The sequence below is a fragment of the Rhizobium sp. 01N48 genome, from assembly GCF_056399145.1.
On sequence record NZ_JBFTQT010000003.1, the window covers coordinates 510,046 to 530,836 of the forward strand.

Here is a 20,791-nt window from a genome sequence, read left to right on the forward strand (position 1 = left end):
AATTAAAGGTTCTTGCAGTATGAAAGCCCGTGTCAAATTGCGGGCAAAGAGGCTATAGCGCATGCAGACGAAACGAGAGGCGCAGCAGATGGCCGCGCCGCGCGAACAGGAAGCCGCCCAGCGCATGGCGCCGACGAACGATATCGATTTCTCCGACATTCTCGACACCGACTATCTGCGCAAGCAGTGCGACGCCGTGGTGGAGGCCAACAAGAACCGGCCGGACGCGATGCGCTCCGATCTGCTCGGTATCTTCAAGAAGGCCAGCACGGATGGGCGCAACAAGGCCCGCGAGCTGCTGTCCGCCGACGGCAGCGGCTTGAAATGCGCGCGGCGGATTTCCTGGCTGCAGGACCAGATCATCACCGTTCTCTACGAATTTTCCACCGACCACGTCTTTCCCAAGCAGAAGGACAAGTTCTCGGTGACCGCCGTCGGCGGCTATGGCCGCGACACGCTGGCGCCGGGCTCGGATATCGACCTGCTCTTCCTGTTCCAGCCGAAGCCGGCGGAGGAGACGCACAAGGCGGTCGAATTCATTCTCTACATGCTGTGGGACATGGGCTTCAAGGTCGGCCATGCCACGCGCACCGTCGAAGAGTGCATCGCGCTGTCGAAGTCCGACATGACGATCCGCACGGCGATCCTCGAAATGCGCTACATCTGCGGCCTTCGTTCGCTCGAAACCGAGCTCGAGGCCCGCTTCGACAAGGAGATCGTCACCGGCACCGGCCCCGAATTCATCGCCGCCAAGCTTGCCGAACGCGACGAGCGCCACCGCAAGGCCGGCGACACGCGCTATCTCGTCGAGCCGAACGTGAAAGAGGGCAAGGGCGGGTTGCGCGACCTGCACACGCTGTTCTGGATCTCCAAATATTATTACCACGTGCGCGACACCGCCGAACTGGTGGCGCTCGGCGTTCTCTCCAAGCACGAATATCGTCTGTTCGAAAAGGCCGACGACTTCCTCTGGGCCGTGCGCTGCCACATGCACTTCCTCACCAACAAAGCCGAGGAACGGCTCTCCTTCGACATCCAGCGCGAGATCGCGGCAGCACTCGACTATCACTCGCGCCCCGGCCTTTCGGCCGTCGAGCGCTTCATGAAGCACTACTTCCTGGTGGCCAAGGACGTCGGCGACCTGACGCGCATCCTTTGCGCCGCGCTCGAGGACAAGCAGGCGAAATCGACGCCGGGGCTTTCGGGCGTGCTCAGCCGCTTCACCCACCGCACCCGCAAGATCGCCGGCAGCACGGACTTCATGGAGGATCGCGGCCGCATCGCGCTCGCCAGCCCCGATGTGTTCAAGCGCGACCCCGTCAACATCATCCGGCTCTTCCATGTGGCCGATATCAACGGCCTCGAATTCCATCCGGATGCGCTGAAGCGCGTGACGCGCTCGCTCAGCCTGATCGACAACAGCGTGCGCGAGAGCGAGGAAGCCAACCGGCTGTTCCTCTCGATCCTGACCTCGAAGCGCGACCCGGCGCTGATCCTGCGGCGCATGAACGAGGCCGGCGTGCTCGGCCGCTTCATTCCCGAGTTCGGCAAGATCGTCGCGATGATGCAGTTCAACATGTATCACCACTACACTGTCGATGAGCATCTGCTGCGCAGCGTCGACGTGCTCTCGGAGATCGACAAGGGCAAGGCCGAAGAGCTGCACCCGCTCGCCAACAAGATGATGCCCGGGATCGAGGATCGCGAGGCGCTCTATGTGGCGGTGCTGCTGCACGACGTCGCCAAGGGCCGCCAGGAGGATCACTCGATCGCCGGCGCCCGCGTCGCCCGCAAGCTCTGCGCCCGCTTCGGCCTGTCGCACAAGCAGACGGACACCGTGGTCTGGCTGATCGAAGAGCACCTGACCATGTCGATGGTGGCGCAGACGCGCGACCTCACCGACCGCAAGACGATCACCGATTTCGCCGACCGCATGCAGTCGCTCGAGCGGCTGAAGATGCTGATGATCCTGACGGTCTGCGACATCCGCGCCGTCGGCCCGGGCGTCTGGAACGGCTGGAAGGGTCAGCTCTTGCGCACGCTCTATTACGAGACCGAGCTTCTGCTTGCCGGCGGCTTCTCCGAGGTGTCGCGCAAGGAGCGCGCTGCCGTGGCCGCCGAGGCGCTGTTCAACGCGCTTGCCGACTGGAGCCAGAAGGATCGCAAGATCTACAGCAAGCTGCACTACCAGCCCTATCTGCTTTCGGTACCGCTGGAAGACCAGGTGCGCCATGCCGGCTTCATCCGCCAGGCCGACAAGGCCGGCCAGGCGCTGGCGACGATGGTGCGCACCGACAGCTTCCATGCCATCACCGAGATCACCGTGCTCTCGCCCGACCACCCGCGCCTGCTCGCCGTCATCGCCGGCGCTTGTGCCGCGGCAGGCGCCAACATCGTCGACGCGCAGATCTTCACGACCTCCGACGGCCGGGCGCTCGACACCATCCATGTCAGCCGTGAGTTCAAGGACGATGCCGACGAGCTTCGTCGCGCCGGCACGATCGGGCGGATGATCGAGGACGTGCTTTCCGGCCGCAAGCGGCTGCCCGAGGTGATCGCGACCCGCACCAAGAACCGCAAGAAGAGCAAGGCCTTCTTCATCCCGCCTTCGGTGCATATCTCCAACAGCCTGTCGAACAAGTTCACCGTCATCGAGGTCGAGTGCCTCGACCGTCCGGGCCTCTTGTCCGAGGTGACGGCCGTGCTGTCGGATCTGTCGCTCGACATCCAGTCGGCGCGGATCACGACCTTCGGCGAAAAGGTGATCGACACCTTCTACGTCACCGATCTCGTCGGCCAGAAGATATCGGGCGACAGCAAGCGCTCCAACATCACCGCCCGGATGAAGGCCGTGATCGCCGAAGAGCAGGACGAGCTGCGCGAGCGAATGCCATCAGGCATGATCGCGCCGGCGGCCACACCACGCACCCCCGGCCCCACCCAGGAGACGGCGGATTGAGCCGGTCCGGCCGATCCGTCTGAAGCAACCGTCATGAGAGCGTCCGCATGAGCCTCGTCAAGAAATTCGCCACCGTCGGCGGCGCCACGCTGGGCAGCCGGTTGTTCGGCTTCGCCCGCGAAACGCTGATGGCGGCAGCGCTCGGCACCGGGCCGATGGCCGACGTGTTCTACGCGGCCTTCCGCTTTCCGAACCTGTTTCGCCGGCTGTTTGCCGAAGGCGCGTTCAACGCCGCCTTCGTGCCGCTCTTCGCCAAGGAGATCGAGGCGAACGGCACTGACGGCGCCAAGCGTTTTTCCGAGGAAGTGTTCGGCGTTCTGTTCTCGGTGCTGCTTCTCATCACCATCGTGATGGAACTTTCGATGCCGCTTCTGGTGCGCTTCATCATCGCGCCGGGCTTTACCGACGATCCGGAGAAATTCTCGATCACCGTGCGCATGGCGGCGGTGATGTTTCCCTATCTGATGTGCATGTCGCTGACGGCGATGATGAGCGGGATGCTGAACTCGCTGCATCACTTTTTCGCCGCCGCCGTGGCGCCCGTCTTCTTGAACGTCGTCATGATCGGCGCGCTGTTCTACGCGCTCTATACCGGCGCCGAACCGCTACAAACCGCCTGGTATCTCTCCTGGGGCGTGCTGGTCGCGGGCGTCCTGCAGCTCGCGGTCGTCTATTTCGGCGTGCTGCATGCGGGTATGAGCATCGGCATCCGCTTTCCGAGGATCACGCCCAACGTCAAGCGCCTTTTGATCCTTGCCGTCCCCGCCGCGGTGACCGGCGGCATCACGCAGATCAACCAGATGATCGGCCAGGCGATCGCCTCCAGCAAGGAGGGCGCGATCGCCGCCCTGCAATATGCCGACCGCATCTACCAGCTGCCGCTCGGCGTGGTCGGCGTCGCCGTCGGCGTCGTGCTTCTGCCCGAACTGGCGCGGGCGCTGAAAGGCGGGAACCTTCGCGAAGCCGGCAACCTGCAGAACCGCTCGATCGAGTTCGTGATGTTTCTCACGATCCCCGCCGCCTTCGCGCTGTGGATCCTCTCCGACGAGATCATCCGCGTGCTCTACGAGCGCGGCGCGTTCCACCAGGAAAACACCATGATCGTCGGCTCGATCCTGGCGATCTACGGCATCGGCCTGCCGGCCTTCGTGCTGATCAAGGCGCTGCAGCCGGGCTTTTACGCCCGCGAGGACACCAAGACGCCGATGCGCTTTTCGGCCGTCGCCGTCGGCGTCAATTGCGCCACCGCGCTGACGCTGTTTCCCTATCTCGGCGCGCCCGGGATCGCTGTCGCGGAAGCCACGGCCGGATGGATCAGCACGGTTCTTCTCTTCTCCACGCTGCTCAGGCGCGGCCACCTGACATGGGAATGGGCGCTGGCGCGGCGCACGGCGCTGCTCGTCGTGTCTGCCGCCGTCATGGGCGCCGTCATCATGTATCTCCAGCACCGCTGGGAGCCATGGCTTGCCTCGAGCGCTTCGCTTGCCACCAAGGTCGGCACGCTCGGCATGCTGATCGGCATCTCGATGGTCGTCTATTTCGCCACCGCGTTTTTGATCGGCGGCGCGAACCTCGGCATGATCCGCCGCAACCTCAACCGCAAGCCGGCGGTTACCAAGACCGACGGCTGAGCCGCCTCCGGCCGGCTTGGCTCAACAGTGCGTCCAGCGGCGCTTCGGGCCGATGTCGACATGGATGATGCCGTTACAATAGCGGCCGATGCCACCGATGCCGGGCGCCTGCGCGGCAATGGCGATGATCGTCTTGTCGGAAACCCCGGGCACGCGGATGTCGGCGGCGGCGCAATGGCGGTGCTGCGAATGCGAGCGGCCGGAATGCGCCCTCAGCCCCGAGGTGACCAGCGGGCGGCGGCCCGTCTTGTCAGCAATATAGGTGAGGATACCCCTCAGCCTCGGCGGAAAGCAGCCGGCGCGGACACTGACGGTCTGCAGACTATAGGCAAGCGTTTCATTTTTCTTCAGCGGCCCGATCGAGAGTTTTCGAACATTCTGGGCGGTGGCGCCATTGAGGCTGGAGAGGCTGAACAAGCCGGCGAGTGCGATTGAGAATGCAGGATGCATCATGTCGTCCCCCAGTTGGGAGCGCCGCAAAAGGCGGCGCTCGCGTTTGCGGGCGGAAAAACTCTCCTCAAAAATGGCCAATTTAAGGAAACTCCTACCTAGTATATCAGGTAGATGCCTTATTTTACGTCGAATTACTACATTCAAGATACCTAAAATGAAGTATGAATTGCCCTTTTCGCGAGGGCGCCTGGGCATGTGCACAAAAAACGTATCGTCGATTTTCCCCGCCTCGAAAACCCCACCCTACACTGTCGGCGTCCCGTCATCGGATACATTGGCAGGCGTGCCGGCGAGGCGGGACCGGCGCGGAGCGTGAGGGTAGGACGCAAAACCTCATGACCCGGGTCCGCGGAAAATGGTCTCCCTCCGGGGACGGCGGGTCCTGTCGCAAGACGGGCCTGAGTTGAGCCCGGACGTGCCTGTGAGGCACACATGGTCTCGCCGCGAAGTTGGGCGAGAAGGCAGAGAGATCGAAGTCGCGGGCATAAACCGCCGAACGGGGCGCTGGGAAGCGCCATATCCTACTTACTCAATCGAGGTGATTTCCAGCGCCCCGTCCGAGTGAAGATTGGAATGATGGAGACACGGGTGAGAGGCCGCGTGGGGTTTTGGTGTGTTTGGGAGATGTGGAGTGTGAAGTGAATGATCGAGAGGTTTTGCCGTGTGTTACCCCCCTCTGCCTGCCGGCATCTCCCCCCACAGGTGGGGGAGAAGACTCGTGGCGGCCTCTCAAGCCAATCGTAGCTTCGGCGGCGCCACAGGTTAAGCCCTCCCCCTTGTGGGGAGGGTTGGGAGGGGTCTTCGCCACAAGCACGAAGGCATCTTCGCCGCCTTTCCGGATCCCAGCCGCAACACCTCCGATCTCATCCACCACAACCCCTTGATCACAAGCCATCCGACGTGCATAAGCCGCGACGTTAGCAACATGGGCCGTTGGCCCTGGGGCCCTCCACAAGCCTAATCGAGGACATGATGAACGAATTCAAGAAACTGGTCTTTTCGGGCRTTCAGCCGACCGGCAATCTCCATCTCGGCAACTATCTCGGCGCGATCCGCAAGTTCGTGGCGCTGCAGGACGGCAATGACTGCATCTATTGCGTGGTCGACATGCATGCGTTGACCGCGCAGCTGGTGCATGAGGACATGCCGAACCAGATCCGCTCGATCGCCGCCGCCTTCATTGCCTCCGGCATCGACCCGGTGAAGCATATCGTCTTCAACCAGTCGGCCGTGCCGCAGCATGCGGAACTCGCCTGGATCTTCAACTGCGTGGCGCGCATCGGCTGGATGAACCGCATGACGCAGTTCAAGGACAAGGCCGGCAAGGACCGTGAGCAGGCCTCGCTCGGTCTCTACGCCTATCCGAGCCTTATGGCCGCCGACATTCTCGTCTATCGCGGAACGCATGTTCCCGTCGGCGACGACCAGAAGCAGCATCTGGAACTTGCCCGCGACATCGCGATGAAATTCAACCTCGATTACGCCGAGCATATCCGCAAGGCCGGATACGGGGTTGATATCACCGTCGGCAAGGAGCCGGTGCATGCCTATTTCCCGATGGTCGAGCCGATGATCGACGGCCCGGCGCCGCGCGTCATGTCGCTGCGCGACGGCACCAAGAAGATGTCGAAGTCGGACCCATCCGATCTGTCGCGCATCAACCTGATGGACGATGAGGATGCGATCTCGAAGAAGATCCGCAAGGCCAAGACCGATCCGGATGGCTTGCCGAGCGAACTCGACGGCCTGCAGGGCCGCCCGGAGGCCGACAACCTCGTCGGCATCTACGCAGCACTCGCCGACAAGTCGAAGGCCGAGGTGCTTGCGGAATTCGGCGGACAGCAGTTCTCGGTGTTCAAGCCGGCGCTGATCGACCTCTCGGTCAAGGTGCTCTCGCCGATCACCGCCGAGATGCGCCGCCTGATGGCCGACACCAGCCATATCGACGCGATCCTGCGTGATGGCGGCGAGCGGGCACGCGCCCGCGCCGAAGTGACGATGAAGGAAGTCCGCGACATCGTCGGCTTCCTCTACTAGCAGCAACAGCCGGGCGGCTTCGGCCGCCCGAGCCTATCGATACCCCAGGCTTGTCGAAGGCTGGACTGCGGCGTACTCTCCTCAGAGCCATGAGGAGGCCAAGATGCGCAACCGGAACCTCATTCAGATTGGCATGATGGAGGTTCGGCTGCTGGTCGATGAGGACCAGAGCGCGGGCAGCATGGTCATGTTCGAGTTCGTGGTCCCCTACCAGTCGCGCGTGCCGGCGGCGCATTATCACGAAGATGTCGACGAAGTGATCTTCGGTCTCTCCGGAACGATGACGACGACGGTCGATGGCGAGCGCTGCGAGGTGCGGGCCGGCGACACGGTGTTCATTCCGCGCGGCGTGGTCCACACCCATGAAAACCTGCACCAGGAAACGGCACGTGCGCTGATCACGATGACGCCGGGGCTGATCGGCAGGCGGTTCTTCGAGGAGATCGCATCGGCCATCAACGTCATCGGCAAGCCCGACATCGAGCATGTGAAGGAAATCATGCTGCTTTACGGGCTCGTTGCAGCACCACGATAGCCTCGGCCCAACACCTGTCGGTGAGCGGACAGTTTGCGGCAAAACGGGGACTTGCAAATCTCCCGGATCAAGTGTCAGAGTCGCGCCCATGGTATCAAAACGACTCTCTCGGCTCGAAGGTCACCGCCGCAAGTTCATGGCCGTGATCGATGACACGCCCGAATGCCAGCGCGCCGTCCACTATGCCGGCCGGCGCGCCAAGAATTCCAATGGCGGATTGGTGCTCGTCTACGTGATCCCCGACGGCGACTTCCAGCAGTGGCTGGGGGTCGAGGAGATCATGCGGGCCGAAGCACGCGAGGAAGCCGAAGCGGTCGTCGCCAAGTCCGCCCAACTGGTGCGCGAGAATATCGGCATCGAGCCGGAGATCGTCATCCGCGAGGGCGGTGCTGCCGAGCAGATCAACGCCGTCATCGAGGACGACCGCGACATCGCCATTCTGGTGCTGGCCGCAAGCTCCGCCAAGGAGGGACCGGGCCCATTGGTGGCATCGGTCGCGGGCCGTGGTGCGGCCTTTCCCATCCCCGTCACCGTCTTGCCTGATACACTGAGCGATGAGGAACTGGACGCGTTGGCATAAAGCGCTTTCTTGAGTATCAATCTCTTGAATAGCGAGGCCAAACGGCTTATTTCTACTTTTGAAGAATTCTAAATACGTCGCGGGCGCGCGCCTGCAGCACGGAGAGCACCATGTTTATCCAGACCGAAGCCACGCCGAACCCTTCCACGCAGAAGTTTCTGCCGGGCAAGATCGTCATGGAGAGCGGCACCGCCGAGTTCCGCAATCGCGAGGAAGCGGCTGCATCGCCGCTCGCCGCGCGCCTGTTCGAGATCAACGGCGTCACCGGTGTCTATTTCGGCTATGATTTCATCAGCGTCTCCAAGGAGGACCAGGAGTGGCAGCACCTGAAGCCCGCCATCCTCGGCTCGATCATGGAGCACTTCATGTCCGGCAAGCCGGTCATGGGCGCCTCCTCCGTGCTTGGTGAAGCAGCCGATGCCGATGGCGAATTCTTCGACGAGGGCGACGAGACGATCGTTCTGACCATCAAGGAACTGCTGGAGACGCGCGTGCGTCCGGCCGTTGCCCAGGATGGCGGCGACATCACCTTCCGCGGCTTCAAGGACGGCACCGTCTATTTGAACATGAAGGGCTCGTGCGCGGGTTGCCCGTCCTCGACGGCAACGCTGAAGCACGGCGTCCAGAACCTTTTGCGCCATTTCGTGCCGGAAGTTCAGGAAGTCGAAGCCGTCTGACGAGCTGAACCGACATTCGCGACGACGCGGCGTTTGCAAACGCGGCGTTTTGCGATGTATGGACAGGTCAGGAACGGTTTATTCGGAAATAGATGCCATGATCATACTGGCGCTCGACACCGCAGGTGTGGATTGCGCTGCTTCTGTCTATGACAGCAGCAGGAATACGGTGCTGGGGGAGGCATCGGACATGATCGGCAAGGGGCATGCAGAGCATCTGATGGGAATAGTCGACCGCGCGCTGAATCAGGCGGGCGTTCAGCTGTCCGATGTCGAGCGTGTTGCCGTCACTATCGGTCCGGGCTCATTCACCGGTATCCGCGTCGGCGTCGCCGCCGCCCGTGGCTTTGCCCTTTCGCTTGGCGTTCCCGCCGTCGGCATCACGACGCTTGCGGTCATGGCCGAGGCCGAGCGTGAGCGCTCGCCGGGCCGACAGGTGCTGGCCGCCATGGATGCCAAGCGCAACGAGATCTATCTGCAGGCCTTTGACGGTGACGGCACACCGCTCGATGAAGCCAGGGCCGTGACCGTCGAGGACGCACAGGCCTTCGCGGCCTCCTTCAACGGCGTTATCACCGGCTCGGCGACGCCCTTGCTACGGCCTGACGCCACCGGCGAACACGCCAACCATTTCCCCATCTCCATCGTGGCGCGCCTTGCCGCTGCCGCCGATCCCTCTTCCGGAAAGCCGAAGCCACTTTATCTGCGCGGACCCGACGCCAAACCGCAGGCCGGGTTTGCGATTGCGCGAGTATGACCATGCTGGAATCCTATCTGTCGCTGAAGCCGGAATTCGAAATCATCCCTATGGATGCCGATGACTGCCATGCGGTCTCGACCCTGCACGGCGAGCGCTTCGCCCGCCCCTGGGGCGATGGCGAGTTCTACAGCCTGCTCAGCCAGAGCAATGTCTTCGGCTTCGTGGCACGGCAGACCAACGCCTTCCTGAAAAAGCCGCTGCCGGGCTTTGTCCTGGCGCGTGAGGTTGCCGGCGAGGCCGAGATCCTGACGATCGCCGTGCAGGCGAAGGTCGGGCGGTCGGGTCTCGGATGGCGGCTGATGCAGGCGGCGATGCGCGAGGCAAAGCAGCGCGGCGGCGAAAGCATCTTCCTCGAGGTCGACAAGGGCAACGTCGCGGCACTCGGCCTTTACCGCAAGCTCGGTTTCGACCAGGTCGGAGAACGCCGTGGATACTACAAGGACGCCAATGGCGAGGTGTCCACGGCGCTTGTCATGAAGCGCATTCTTCGCTAGTTCCGTCTTGAGACGTTGACTATCGAAAGGCTCCTGATGACGGATGTGGCAAAGACCCTCGAGGAACTCTGCACCGAGCGCGGCATGCGCATGACGGAGCAGCGCCGGGTCATTGCGCGCATTCTCGAGGAATCCGAAGACCATCCCGATGTCGAAGAGCTCTATCGCCGCTCGGTGAAGGTCGACGCCAAGATCTCGATTTCCACCGTCTACCGCACCGTCAAGCTGTTCGAGGATGCCGGCATCATCGCCCGCCACGACTTCCGAGACGGCCGCTCGCGCTACGAGACGGTGCCGGAAGAGCATCACGATCACTTGATCGACCTGAAGACCGGCGTCGTCATCGAGTTCCGCTCGCCGGAGATCGAGGCGCTGCAGGAGCGGATCGCCCGCGAGCACGGTTTCACGCTGGTGGATCATCGGCTGGAGCTCTACGGCATACCGCTCAAGAAGGACGATCACTGATATCATGCGTGCAGCCGCGGAGTGTTCGATTTGATCGCCTGGCTGCGCGTCGCCCTCGCCGGCATCGTCATTCTCATCGCCAGCATTCTGCTCATGCCCTGGCAGCTTCTTGCCCTGCGCTATGACTGGAAGATGCGCCGCTGGCTGCCGCGCGTCTGGCACCGCATCATCTGTTTCTGTCTCGGCATCCGCGTTCGCGTCCACGGCCAGATGGAAACGCATCGGCCGCTGATGCTGTGCGCCAACCATTCCTCGTGGATGGACATCATGGTGCTGTCCTCGATCGCCGACGTCGCCTTCATCGCCAAGAACGAGGTGCGCGACTGGCCGATCTTCGGCACGCTCGCCAAGCTGCAGAAGAGCGTGTTCGTGGTGCGCGAGGAAAAGCGTAACACTGGCAACCAGGTGAGCGAGATCGCCGCGCGCATGGCCGACGGCGAGATCGTGGTGCTGTTTCCCGAGGGCACGACATCGGACGGCAACCGGCTGCTTGAGGTGAAATCCTCGCTGTTCGGCGCCGCCGCCATGGCCGTGCCCGCTTCGCCCACCGGCACCGTCATCGTGCAGCCTGTGGCGGTCGCCTACACCGGCGTGCATGGGCTTCCGATGGGCCGCTACCACCGCCCGCTCGCCTCCTGGCCCGGCGATGTCGAGATGCTGCCGCACCTCAAAGACATGCTCTGCTGCGGCGCATTCGACGTCGATGTCCACTTCGGCGAAGCGGTCTCCTACAGCGCCGAGACCAACCGCAAGCAGGTGAGCGCCACGATCGCCAGCCGCATCCGCGCCATGCTCGGTGCCGCGCTCAGAGGCCGGGACGCGAACTGAGGCAAGATTCCCTTTTCTCGCGCGTCAAAAACCACTAAATAGCCGGCATGACCCAGGACAGCGCCCTCCTCCCGGCCCCGGAGACCACACTCCGTGATGGCAGCAACAGCCGCAAGGTTTTCATCAAGACCTACGGCTGTCAGATGAACGTCTATGACTCCACGCGCATGAGCGATGCTCTGGCGCGCGACGGCTATGAGCCGACGGAGGACATGGAGCAGGCCGATCTCGTGCTGCTGAACACCTGTCATATCCGCGAGAAGGCGGCCGAGAAGGTTTACTCGGCGCTCGGACGACTGCGCGACATGAAGAAGGAGCGCAACAAGGAAGGCCGCGAGTTCATGATCGGCGTGGCCGGTTGCGTGGCGCAGGCAGAAGGCGAAGAGATTCTCCGCCGGGCGCCCGCCGTCGACGTCGTCATCGGGCCGCAGACCTATCATCGCCTGCCGGAAGCGCTGCGCCGCGCCAAGGAAGGGCAGCGCATCGTCGATACGGAATATGCGCTGGAAGACAAGTTCGAGCATCTGCCGATCGCCGAAAAGACCAAGATCCGGGCGCGCGGCGTCACCGCGTTCCTGACGGTGCAGGAAGGTTGCGACAAGTTCTGCACCTTCTGCGTGGTGCCCTATACGCGCGGTTCGGAAGTGTCACGCCCGGTGAGCCAGATCGTCGAGGAAGCGCAGAAGATAGTCGAGGGCGGCGTGCGCGAGATCACGCTGCTCGGCCAGAACGTCAATGCCTGGCACGGCCTGGGGCCCAATGGCCAGGAATGGACGCTGGGCGACCTGCTTTATCGGCTGGCCGAAATCCCCGGCCTTGCCCGCCTTCGCTACACCACCAGCCATCCGCGCGACATGGACGACAGGCTGATCGAGGCGCATCGCGATCTCCGCGCGCTGATGCCCTATTTGCATCTTCCGGTGCAGGCAGGCTCAGACCGGATCCTGAAGGCGATGAACCGTCGCCATACGGCTGCCGAGTATCTGACGCTGGTCGAGCGCATCCGCGCCGCGCGTCCCGATATCGCGCTCTCGGGCGACTTCATCGTCGGTTTTCCGGGGGAGACAGACGCCGATTTTGAGGATACACTAAAACTCGTTGAGAAGGTCCGCTATGCGCAGGCCTTCTCGTTCAAATACTCGACGCGGCCGGGTACGCCCGGCGCTGATCTGAAGGACCAAGTGCCGGAAGAGATCAAGGCAGAAAGGCTCGAACGCCTGCAGGCGCTTCTCCTGAAGCAGCAGCAGGAATTTGCCGAATCCTGCGTCGGGAAGACCATCGAACTGTTGCTCGAAAAGCCCGGTCGCATGTCTCAACAACTTATCGGCCGTTCCCCCTGGCTTCAGTCGGTGAATGTTGATGCAAAAGCATCGCAAATCGGTGACATTATTAAAGTGCGAATCACAGGTACCGGACCCAACAGCCTGTTTTCCGAGATGGTAGAGGCTGGTGCCTAACTCAAGGAGCTCGACCGCTTGAACGGACAAGAATTGGTTTCTTCTTCACCGCGCCACCCACGCATCGCGAGCGACGCCAATCACTTTATTCTGACGTTCGAAAACAATCGGTTCGCCAGCGAACTGTTTGGTCAATTCGACCAGAACCTCAAGCTTCTCGAGGAACGCCTGAACATCGACGCCCGAGCGCGTGGCAACTCCGTCGTGATCTCGGGTGACATCGTCACCACCAACCAGGCGCGCCGCACGCTGGACTATCTCTACGACAAGCTCCAGAAGGGCGGCAGCGTGGAACGCTCCGACGTCGAGGGCGCGATCCGCATGGCTGTGGCCGCCGACGATCAGCTGAGCCTGCCGACGATGGAGAAGAAGGCCAAGCTGACGATGGCGCAGGTTTCCACGCGCAAGAAGACCATCATTGCCCGCACGCCGACGCAGGACGCCTATCTGCGCGCACTCGAGCGGTCCGAACTCGTCTTCGGCTGTGGTCCGGCCGGTACCGGCAAGACCTATCTCGCCGTTGCCCATGCCGCCCAGCTTCTGGAGCGCGGCGTCGTCGAGAAGATCATTCTCTCGCGTCCGGCCGTCGAAGCCGGCGAGCGCCTCGGCTTCCTGCCCGGCGACATGAAGGAGAAGGTCGATCCCTATCTGCGCCCGCTCTACGACGCGCTCTATGACATGATGCCGGCCGACAAGGTCGATCGCGCCATCACCGCAGGCGTCATCGAAATCGCGCCGCTCGCCTTCATGCGCGGTCGCACGCTGTCGAATGCCGCCGTCATCCTCGACGAGGCGCAGAACACCACGTCGATGCAGATGAAGATGTTCCTGACCCGTCTCGGCGAGAATTCGCGCATGATCGTGACCGGCGACCCGAGCCAGATCGACCTTCCGCGTGGCGTCAAGTCGGGCCTGGCCGAGGCGTTGCAGCTCCTGAACGGTGTCGAGGGCATCTCGATCATCCGCTTCAAGGACACGGACGTCGTGCGCCATCCGCTGGTTGGCCGCATCGTTCGCGCCTACGACGCGACCTACCTGACGGACACACCAGAGGCCGCGCAGCAGGACTGATGGCCGAACTCGACATACAGATCAGCATCGAGGAGGGCGAATGGCCCTCCGAAGACGCGCTTCACGCGCTGGCCGACCGCGTGCTTGAGACGGCCGCGACCTATCTGCGCGAGACCGAGAAGCAGCCGTTTCCGAAAATGGTCCCCGAAGTATCGCTGGTCTTCACCGACGACGCCTCGATTCAGGACATCAACGCGGAGTGGCGCGGCAAGGACAAGCCGACCAACGTGCTTTCATTCCCCGCCTTCCCGGTTCAGCCGGGCAAGGTTCCGGGGCCGATGCTTGGCGATATCATCATCGCCAGGGAGACCGTTGCCCGTGAGGCGGTCGAGCTCGAGAAGAGTTTCGACGACCATCTCACTCACCTAATGGTGCACGGCTTCTTGCATCTCTTCGGCTACGATCATAATAATGATACCGAAGCCGAGATAATGGAGGGGCTGGAGACTCGCATTTTGGCGAAACTCGGCCTATCTGACCCATACGAGGGTCAAGACCTTAAAATGGAACCATGAGCGACTTTACGACGAGACCGGCCACCGAGGCCAAGGACACCGCCGATCAATCATCCTCCGACGAGGGTGGCAGTAGTAGCAGGCAGTCCGGACGATCCCAATCCTTCTGGTCGCGGGCTGCCCGCATATTGAGGCCACAGCAGGGTTCGCGTATCCGCGAAGACCTTGCAGACGCGCTGATGACCGACGCGGCCGATGGCGATGCCTTCTCCGCCGACGAGAAGGCGATGCTCAACAACATCCTGCGCTTCCGCGAAGTGCGCGTTGCCGACGTGATGGTGCCGCGCGCCGATATCGAGGCGGTGGACCAGACGATCACCATCGGCGAGCTGATGATCCTGTTCGAGGAATCCGGCCGCTCACGCATGCCCGTCTATGCCGAAACGCTGGATGATCCGCGCGGGATGGTGCACATCCGCGACCTCCTCTCCTACGTCGCCAAGCAGGCGCGCAACAAGCGCCGCGGATCGACCAAGGCCGCCAAGGGCGCCGAGCCGATCGTCGAGGTCGCGCCTGAGAACCTGCAGAAGGCGCCGCGCTCGGCCAAGCCGAATTTCGACCTTGCCCGCGTTGACCTGCAGAAGACGCTTTCCGAAGCAGGCATCATCCGCAAGATCCTGTTCGTCCCGCCCTCAATGCTGGCCTCCGATCTTCTGCGCCGCATGCAGGTGAACCGCACGCAGATGGCGCTCGTCATCGACGAATACGGCGGCACCGACGGCCTGGCCTCGCATGAGGACATCGTGGAAATGGTCGTCGGCGATATCGACGATGAGCATGACGACGAAGAAGTCATGTTCAAGCGGGTCTCCGAGGACATGTTCGTGGCCGACGCCCGCGTCGAGCTCGAGGATATCGCCGAAGCCATCGGCCCGGATTTCGACATCACCGAGCAGGTCGACGAAGTCGATACGCTGGGCGGCCTGATCTTCTCCGAACTCGGGCGCATTCCGGTGCGCGGCGAAGTCGTTCAGGCGTTGCCGGGCTTCGAGTTCCACATTCTCGATGCCGATCCGCGCCGCATCAAGCGCGTGCGGATTACCCGCAAGCGTCAGGCCATCCGTCGGCGCGCGAAGAGCGATGGTGACGGCGCGATGGGTCTTGACCACGGCGACGAGCGGCAGAGCGAGACGCCGACGGCAAACTGATCACTGCCAACCACGACAACGGGCGGCTTTTTTGAAACACTGCGACCTCAGTTGATTCGCGGATTGGTGGGGTGCGCATGGAGCGAATTGCCGACAGGGTCATCCTGGTCTGGGGCTACAAGAGAGTGCTGCTGGCGATCCTTGCAGGCGCATTCGGCGTTCTGGCCCTTCCGCCCATCGGCTTCTTCGCCGCGATGTTCGTGTCCTTCACGCTGCTGGTCTGGCTGATCGACGGTGCAGCGGCGGCACCCGACAGCGGCATCATCGGGCGCCTCTGGCCATCCTTCGTCACCGGCTGGCTGTTCGGCTTCGGTTACTTCGTTGCCGGCCTCTGGTGGCTCGGCCATGCGCTGATGATCGATGCCGAGGAGTTCGCCTGGGCGCTGCCGCTGGCGATCTTCGGACTTCCGGCCGTGCTGGCGATCTTCTACGGTCTGGCCACAGCACTTGCCCGCATCCTCTGGTCAGATGGCGTCGGACGGATCGCGGCGCTGGCGGCGAGCTTCGGCCTGCTTGAGTGGGCGCGCAGCGTGCTCTTCACCGGATTTCCGTGGAACGCCATCGGCTATGGCATGACGCCGGTGCCCGTGATGATGCAGTCGGCCCATATCATCGGGATCATGGGCATCACCGCGCTCTCGGTATTCGTCTTCGCCGCCCCTGCCCTCATCGGCACCAAGCAGGGCGCCAAAACCTGTATTTCGCTGGCACTGCTGCTGCTTGCCGCGCATGTCGGATACGGCGCCTATGTGCTTTACGGCGCACCGACGCCTGTTGTTGCCGCCACCGACAAGAGCCCCGTCATCCGCCTTGTGCAGCCGATGATCGACCAGAGCGCCAAGATGGACAGCGACGCCGACCGCGCGGCGATCTTCGAGAAGCATCTGAAGCTTTCGGCCGAGGCGCCCAAAGATGGCGGTCGCAAGCCCGACATCATCGTCTGGCCGGAGACGGCGATCCCCTTCATCCTGACCGACAATCAGGATGCGCTGACGAGGATCGCCGATACGCTTGATGACAACCAGGTGCTGCTGGCCGGCGCCGTGCGCGCCGAGGACATGGGCCCCGGCAATCCGCCGCGCTATTACAATTCGATCTACGTGATCGACGGGCGCGGCCAGATCATCGCCGCTTCGGACAAGGTGCACCTCGTGCCGTTCGGCGAATACATGCCGTTCGAGAGCCTTCTCAGCGAGTTCGGCATCCAGAACATCGTCGAGATGCCCGGCGGCTTCTCGGCGGCCGCCACGCGCCAGCTGCTGACGCTGCCAAGCGGACTGAAGCTCTATCCGCTGGTCTGCTACGAGATCATTTTCCCCGGCGAAATGACCGGCGATATCGGCTCGGCATCGGCCATTTTGAACATTACCAACGATGCCTGGTTCGGCGCCACGCCCGGCCCCTACCAGCACTTCCAGCAGGCCCGCGTTCGGGCCGTGGAAACGGGTCTGCCGCTGATTCGCGACGGCAATAGCGGGATTTCCGCCCTTGTCAGCCCCCGTGGTGAAATTATTGCAGGTCTTTCGCTCAATGAGACCGGCTTTATTGACGCAACCCTTGATAGTTTCGCCTCTCCGACCCATCTGCCGCTGTCACGCGAAACGTACTTCTGGTTGATCGAAACACTTCTGCTTGCAATTGCAATGGCTTCGCGTTTTGGTTTTGTTTTCAAGCGTAATTGACCGAAAACCCCTAAAATTGCATAGTGGTTAGGATCGGCATTCTTAACGTATGGTTCAAGGTGAATAGATCGCACTTTGCAACGTGGCGTTTTGGGGATGGGTTTGGGCGTGCCGGTTTAAACAAGGGCAGAATTATTGTTAGGGCAGCACCATGATTGAGAACAAGAAGAAGCCGAACCCGATCGACATTCACGTCGGCAGCCGTATTCGCCTTCGCCGGACTATGCTTGGAATGAGCCAGGAAAAGCTTGGGGAAAGCCTCGGCATTACATTCCAGCAGATCCAGAAATACGAAAAAGGCACCAACCGCGTCGGCGCGAGCCGGCTGCAAAACATCTCCAGCATTTTGAACGTTCCGGTCTCCTTCTTCTTCGAGGATGCGCCCGGCGAGAACGCCGGCATGGCGGGTGGCATGGCGGAAGCCTCCAGCTCCAACTACGTGGTCGACTTCCTGTCCTCCTCGGAAGGCCTGCAGCTGAACCGCGCCTTCGTGAAGATCACCGATCCCAAGGTGCGCCGGAAGGTCGTCGAACTGGTCAAGGCGCTGGCCGCCGAAGCCGACTCCGAATAAGCATCCCTCATAAGTCACAATAGAGAAAGCGGTCGTAAAGGCCGCTTTTTTGCGTTTTTTGGGCAAAATTTGTCACTTCGTCGCAGATATAAAGATATATTTATGTCCTTCTGCGCTTGTTTTTCGGCCCTGAACTGAGTACCACTACGCAGCTTTTTATTCTTTGAGGGGAATCCCGGAATGCGTGCCAATTACCTCTTCACCAGCGAATCCGTAGCCGAAGGTCACCCGGACAAGGTCTGCGACCGTATCTCCGACGAGATCGTGGATCTGGTGTACCGCGAAGCCGCCAAGACCGGCATCAACCCATGGGGCGTGCGCATCGCATGCGAAACGCTGGCAACCACCAACCGCGTGGTCATCGCCGGTGAAGTTCGCCTGCCGCCGAGCCTGATGAAGAAGGACAAGAACGGCGCCGACGTCATCAACCCGTCGAAGTTCAAGACCGCCGCACGCCGCGCCATCAAGGACATCGGCTACGAGCAGGACGGCTTCCACTGGAAGACCGCAAAGATCGACGTTCTCCTGCACTCGCAGTCGGCCGACATCGCGCAGGGCGTCGACAACGCCGCCGACCAGCAGGGCGACGAAGGTGCCGGCGACCAGGGCATCATGTTCGGTTACGCCTGCAAGGAAACGCCGGATCTCATGCCGGCGCCGATCTACTACTCGCACAAGATCCTGCAGCTGCTCGCCGCCGCCCGCAAGGCCGGCAACGGCGACGCCGCAAAGCTCGGCCCGGACGCCAAGAGCCAGGTCACCGTTCGCTACGTCAACGGCCACCCGGCCGAGGTCACCTCGATCGTTCTGTCCACGCAGCATCTCGACGACAGCTGGGACTCGAAGAAGGTTCGCGCCGTCGTGGAACCCTATATCCGCGAAGCTCTCGGCGAGCTGCCGATCGCCGACGATTGCAAGTGGTACATCAACCCGACCGGCAAGTTCGTCATCGGCGGCCCTGACGGCGACGCTGGCCTGACCGGCCGCAAGATCATCGTCGACACCTACGGCGGTGCGGCTCCGCACGGCGGCGGCGCATTCTCCGGCAAGGACACGACCAAGGTCGACCGTTCGGCCGCCTACGCCGCTCGCTACCTCGCCAAGAACGTCGTGGCAGCCGGCCTTTCCGAGAAATGCACGATCCAGATCTCCTACGCCATCGGCGTTGCACAGCCGCTGTCGATCTATGTCGACCTGCACGGCACCGGCAACAAGGTGACGGAAGACCAGGTCGAAGCGGCGATCCGCAAGACCATGGACCTGTCTCCGACGGGCATTCGTCGTCACCTCGACCTCAACAAGCCGATCTACGCCAAGACCTCCGCATACGGCCACTTCGGCCGCAAGGCTGGCCGTGACGGCTCGTTCTCCTGGGAGAAGACCGACCTGGTGAAGCCGCTCAAGGAAGCGATCAAGGCTTAATACGATGACTGACATGGAACGTCGCGGACGCGCGACCGAGGCTTTCTTCGGTCGCCGCAAGGGTAAGGCACTTCGCGGACAACAGGCGGAGAAGCTCAGCACCCTCTTGCCGGCGTTCATCATCGACCTCTCGGCGGCTCCCCCGGAGCCGCTGAGCACGCTCTTTCCCGTCGAGACCAACCGGCTGCGTCTTGAGATCGGCTTCGGCGGCGGCGAGCATCTGATCCACCGCGCGATCGAGACCCCTTCGACCGGCTTCATCGGCGTCGAGCCCTTCATCAATTCGATGCAGAAGCTGCTTGCCAGCGTCGACAATGCCGGCGCCCGCAATGTGCGTGTCTACAACGACGATGCGACGCAGCTGCTCGACTGGCTTCCGGATGGATCGATTGACCAGATCGACCTGCTCTATCCCGATCCCTGGCCGAAGCGGAAGCACTGGAAGCGCCGCTTTGTCTCCAAGACCAATCTCGACCGCTTTCACCGCGTGCTGAAGCCCGGCGGCCTGTTCTGCTTCGCCTCCGACATCGACACCTACGTGAACTGGACGCTCTTGAAGTGCCGCGACCACGGCGGCTTCGACTGGCAGGCCAGCAACGCGGCCGACTGGCTGACACCCTACGAGGGCTGGCCGAGCACGCGCTACGAGGCCAAGGCCCGGCGCGAAGGACGCTCGTCGGCCTATCTGACGTTCAAGCGCGTCTAGCGTCGAACGTCGGCGGAATATCCAGCAAGATAGCGCCCTCTTCCCATTCCGGCACCTTGCTCGCGATCACGCCATCGGGCCCGACGGCGAGCGTGCAGCCGCAGCTCTTCCAGCCATCTCCCCTGTCGCCGACAACATCGGAGGAGATGACCCAGCTGCCCGTGCGGACCGCGCAGGCCCGAAGGCTCTCGATCGCGGGCTCGCGCCATTGATCCACCTTGTGCTCCCGGATCATCATGTTGAGCGGGGCGCAGACGACGGAGGCGCCGTTTGCCACGATGGCATCGGAGAATGCCGGATCACGAAAGTCGCTGCAGATATTGATGCCGAAGCCGCGACCGGCTCTTTGCCAGACGGGAAATGCATCGCCCGGGGTGCAGCCATCTTCGAGCGGGTTCGCCTTGGCGTATACGCCCGCCACGGCCCCGTTTTCGATCAGCATGGCGCTGTTGTAGACCAGATCGCCACGACGCTCGATGAAACCGACGATCGCCGCTGTCCTGATGGGACGGAGCGGCTCGAGCAGCTTTTGCAGCGCCGGATCATCGACGCTAAGCGCGCGCCGCTCGTTGATCGAGCGGTCGTAGCTATGGCCCTGGAGGTAGCATTCGGGAAAGATGGCGAGATCGGCGCCGTGGCTGTCGGCCCATGTCAGGTCGCGCAGGATCACGCCTGCCGCCTTCTCAGCGTCATCGAAAATGGGGAAATGCTGGAAGGACGCTATTCGCATGAGATGGGGCGTAGCATGAGTCGCCCCGCAGAAACAAAACAACGGCGTTCCGGGGAACGCCGTCTGTTTT

At 62.4% G+C, this 20,791-nt stretch carries 20 protein-coding genes; 18 read left to right on the top strand and 2 right to left on the bottom strand.

The annotated features are described in order from the left end of the window. Positions 1 to 61 precede the first annotated feature (61 nt). Both AC1DOG_RS08910 and murJ read left to right on the top strand, forming a co-directional pair. Positions 62 to 2,959, top strand: coding sequence for a [protein-PII] uridylyltransferase (locus tag AC1DOG_RS08910; RefSeq protein ID WP_477927413.1), 2,898 nt, complete (start codon positions 62 to 64; stop codon positions 2,957 to 2,959). Positions 2,960 to 3,006: 47 nt separating this feature from the next. After that, entirely contained in the window at positions 3,007 to 4,590 is a 1,584-nt protein-coding gene (murJ, locus tag AC1DOG_RS08915; RefSeq protein ID WP_112943831.1) for a murein biosynthesis integral membrane protein MurJ, read from the top strand. A gap of 21 nt (positions 4,591 to 4,611) precedes the next feature. Here murJ and AC1DOG_RS08920 read toward each other — a convergent pair whose 3' ends face one another. Continuing rightward, positions 4,612 to 5,040, bottom strand: coding sequence for a YcbK family protein (locus AC1DOG_RS08920; RefSeq protein WP_477927462.1), 429 nt, complete (start codon positions 5,038 to 5,040; stop codon positions 4,612 to 4,614). Positions 5,041 to 6,015: 975 nt separating this feature from the next. Between AC1DOG_RS08920 and trpS the strand changes: the two genes are divergently transcribed. The 16 genes from trpS (at position 6,016) to trmB (ending at position 19,991) form a co-directional block, all read left to right on the top strand. Beyond that, positions 6,016 to 7,080, top strand: a complete 1,065-nt coding sequence (trpS, locus tag AC1DOG_RS08925) for a tryptophan--tRNA ligase (protein WP_477927414.1) — start codon at positions 6,016 to 6,018, stop codon at positions 7,078 to 7,080. 103 nt (positions 7,081 to 7,183) lie between these two features. After that, positions 7,184 to 7,615: a cupin domain-containing protein gene (locus AC1DOG_RS08930; RefSeq protein WP_113198698.1), complete on the top strand. Its 432-nt coding sequence runs from the start codon at positions 7,184 to 7,186 to the stop codon at positions 7,613 to 7,615. An 88-nt stretch (positions 7,616 to 7,703) separates the two neighbouring features. Next, a complete protein-coding gene (locus tag AC1DOG_RS08935) occupies positions 7,704 to 8,195 on the top strand; it encodes a universal stress protein (RefSeq protein ID WP_026282946.1) in 492 nt (163 codons plus the stop codon). A 110-nt stretch (positions 8,196 to 8,305) separates the two neighbouring features. Then, positions 8,306 to 8,872, top strand: a complete 567-nt coding sequence (locus tag AC1DOG_RS08940) for a NifU family protein (protein ID WP_018898193.1) — start codon at positions 8,306 to 8,308, stop codon at positions 8,870 to 8,872. 97 nt (positions 8,873 to 8,969) lie between these two features. Next, entirely contained in the window at positions 8,970 to 9,629 is a 660-nt protein-coding gene (gene tsaB, locus AC1DOG_RS08945) for a tRNA (adenosine(37)-N6)-threonylcarbamoyltransferase complex dimerization subunit type 1 TsaB (protein WP_477927415.1), read from the top strand. Beyond that, positions 9,626 to 10,126, top strand: coding sequence for a GNAT family N-acetyltransferase (locus AC1DOG_RS08950; protein ID WP_197067305.1), 501 nt, complete (start codon positions 9,626 to 9,628; stop codon positions 10,124 to 10,126). Before tsaB ends, AC1DOG_RS08950 begins: the two co-directional genes overlap by 4 nt. Before the next feature lie 36 nt (positions 10,127 to 10,162). Continuing rightward, a complete protein-coding gene (locus tag AC1DOG_RS08955; RefSeq protein ID WP_018898190.1) occupies positions 10,163 to 10,591 on the top strand; it encodes a Fur family transcriptional regulator in 429 nt (142 codons plus the stop codon). Between the two features lie 30 nt (positions 10,592 to 10,621). Next, positions 10,622 to 11,419, top strand: a complete 798-nt coding sequence (gene olsA, locus AC1DOG_RS08960; protein ID WP_477927464.1) for a lyso-ornithine lipid O-acyltransferase — start codon at positions 10,622 to 10,624, stop codon at positions 11,417 to 11,419. A 47-nt stretch (positions 11,420 to 11,466) separates the two neighbouring features. Further along, positions 11,467 to 12,876 (top strand): tRNA (N6-isopentenyl adenosine(37)-C2)-methylthiotransferase MiaB, encoded by a 1,410-nt coding sequence (gene miaB, locus AC1DOG_RS08965; protein ID WP_477927416.1) that lies wholly within the window; start codon positions 11,467 to 11,469, stop codon positions 12,874 to 12,876. Positions 12,877 to 12,894: 18 nt separating this feature from the next. After that, positions 12,895 to 13,947 (top strand): PhoH family protein, encoded by a 1,053-nt coding sequence (locus tag AC1DOG_RS08970; protein WP_477927417.1) that lies wholly within the window; start codon positions 12,895 to 12,897, stop codon positions 13,945 to 13,947. Continuing rightward, positions 13,947 to 14,462: an rRNA maturation RNase YbeY gene (gene ybeY, locus AC1DOG_RS08975; RefSeq protein WP_018898185.1), complete on the top strand. Its 516-nt coding sequence runs from the start codon at positions 13,947 to 13,949 to the stop codon at positions 14,460 to 14,462. The genes AC1DOG_RS08970 and ybeY overlap by 1 nt, the downstream gene beginning before the upstream one ends. Then, positions 14,459 to 15,610, top strand: coding sequence for a hemolysin family protein (locus AC1DOG_RS08980; RefSeq protein WP_413392429.1), 1,152 nt, complete (start codon positions 14,459 to 14,461; stop codon positions 15,608 to 15,610). The genes ybeY and AC1DOG_RS08980 overlap by 4 nt, the downstream gene beginning before the upstream one ends. Positions 15,611 to 15,687: 77 nt before the next feature. Next, entirely contained in the window at positions 15,688 to 17,292 is a 1,605-nt protein-coding gene (gene lnt / locus AC1DOG_RS08985; protein ID WP_477927418.1) for an apolipoprotein N-acyltransferase, read from the top strand. Positions 17,293 to 17,443: 151 nt separating this feature from the next. Next, complete coding sequence (locus tag AC1DOG_RS08990) at positions 17,444 to 17,863, top strand: helix-turn-helix domain-containing protein (RefSeq protein WP_018898182.1); 420 nt, start codon at positions 17,444 to 17,446, stop codon at positions 17,861 to 17,863. A 180-nt stretch (positions 17,864 to 18,043) separates the two neighbouring features. Next, positions 18,044 to 19,285, top strand: a complete 1,242-nt coding sequence (gene metK, locus AC1DOG_RS08995) for a methionine adenosyltransferase (RefSeq protein ID WP_112943823.1) — start codon at positions 18,044 to 18,046, stop codon at positions 19,283 to 19,285. Positions 19,286 to 19,289: 4 nt separating this feature from the next. Then, a complete protein-coding gene (gene trmB, locus AC1DOG_RS09000; protein WP_047507043.1) occupies positions 19,290 to 19,991 on the top strand; it encodes a tRNA (guanine(46)-N(7))-methyltransferase TrmB in 702 nt (233 codons plus the stop codon). Here the strand turns inward: trmB and AC1DOG_RS09005 are convergent. Next, the gene (locus tag AC1DOG_RS09005; protein ID WP_477927419.1) at positions 19,978 to 20,721 is read right to left on the bottom strand and encodes a carbon-nitrogen hydrolase family protein; all 744 of its coding nucleotides are present in this window, start codon (positions 20,719 to 20,721) and stop codon (positions 19,978 to 19,980) included. The two genes, trmB and AC1DOG_RS09005, sit on opposite strands and share 14 nt — an antisense overlap. Positions 20,722 to 20,791 lie beyond the last annotated feature (70 nt).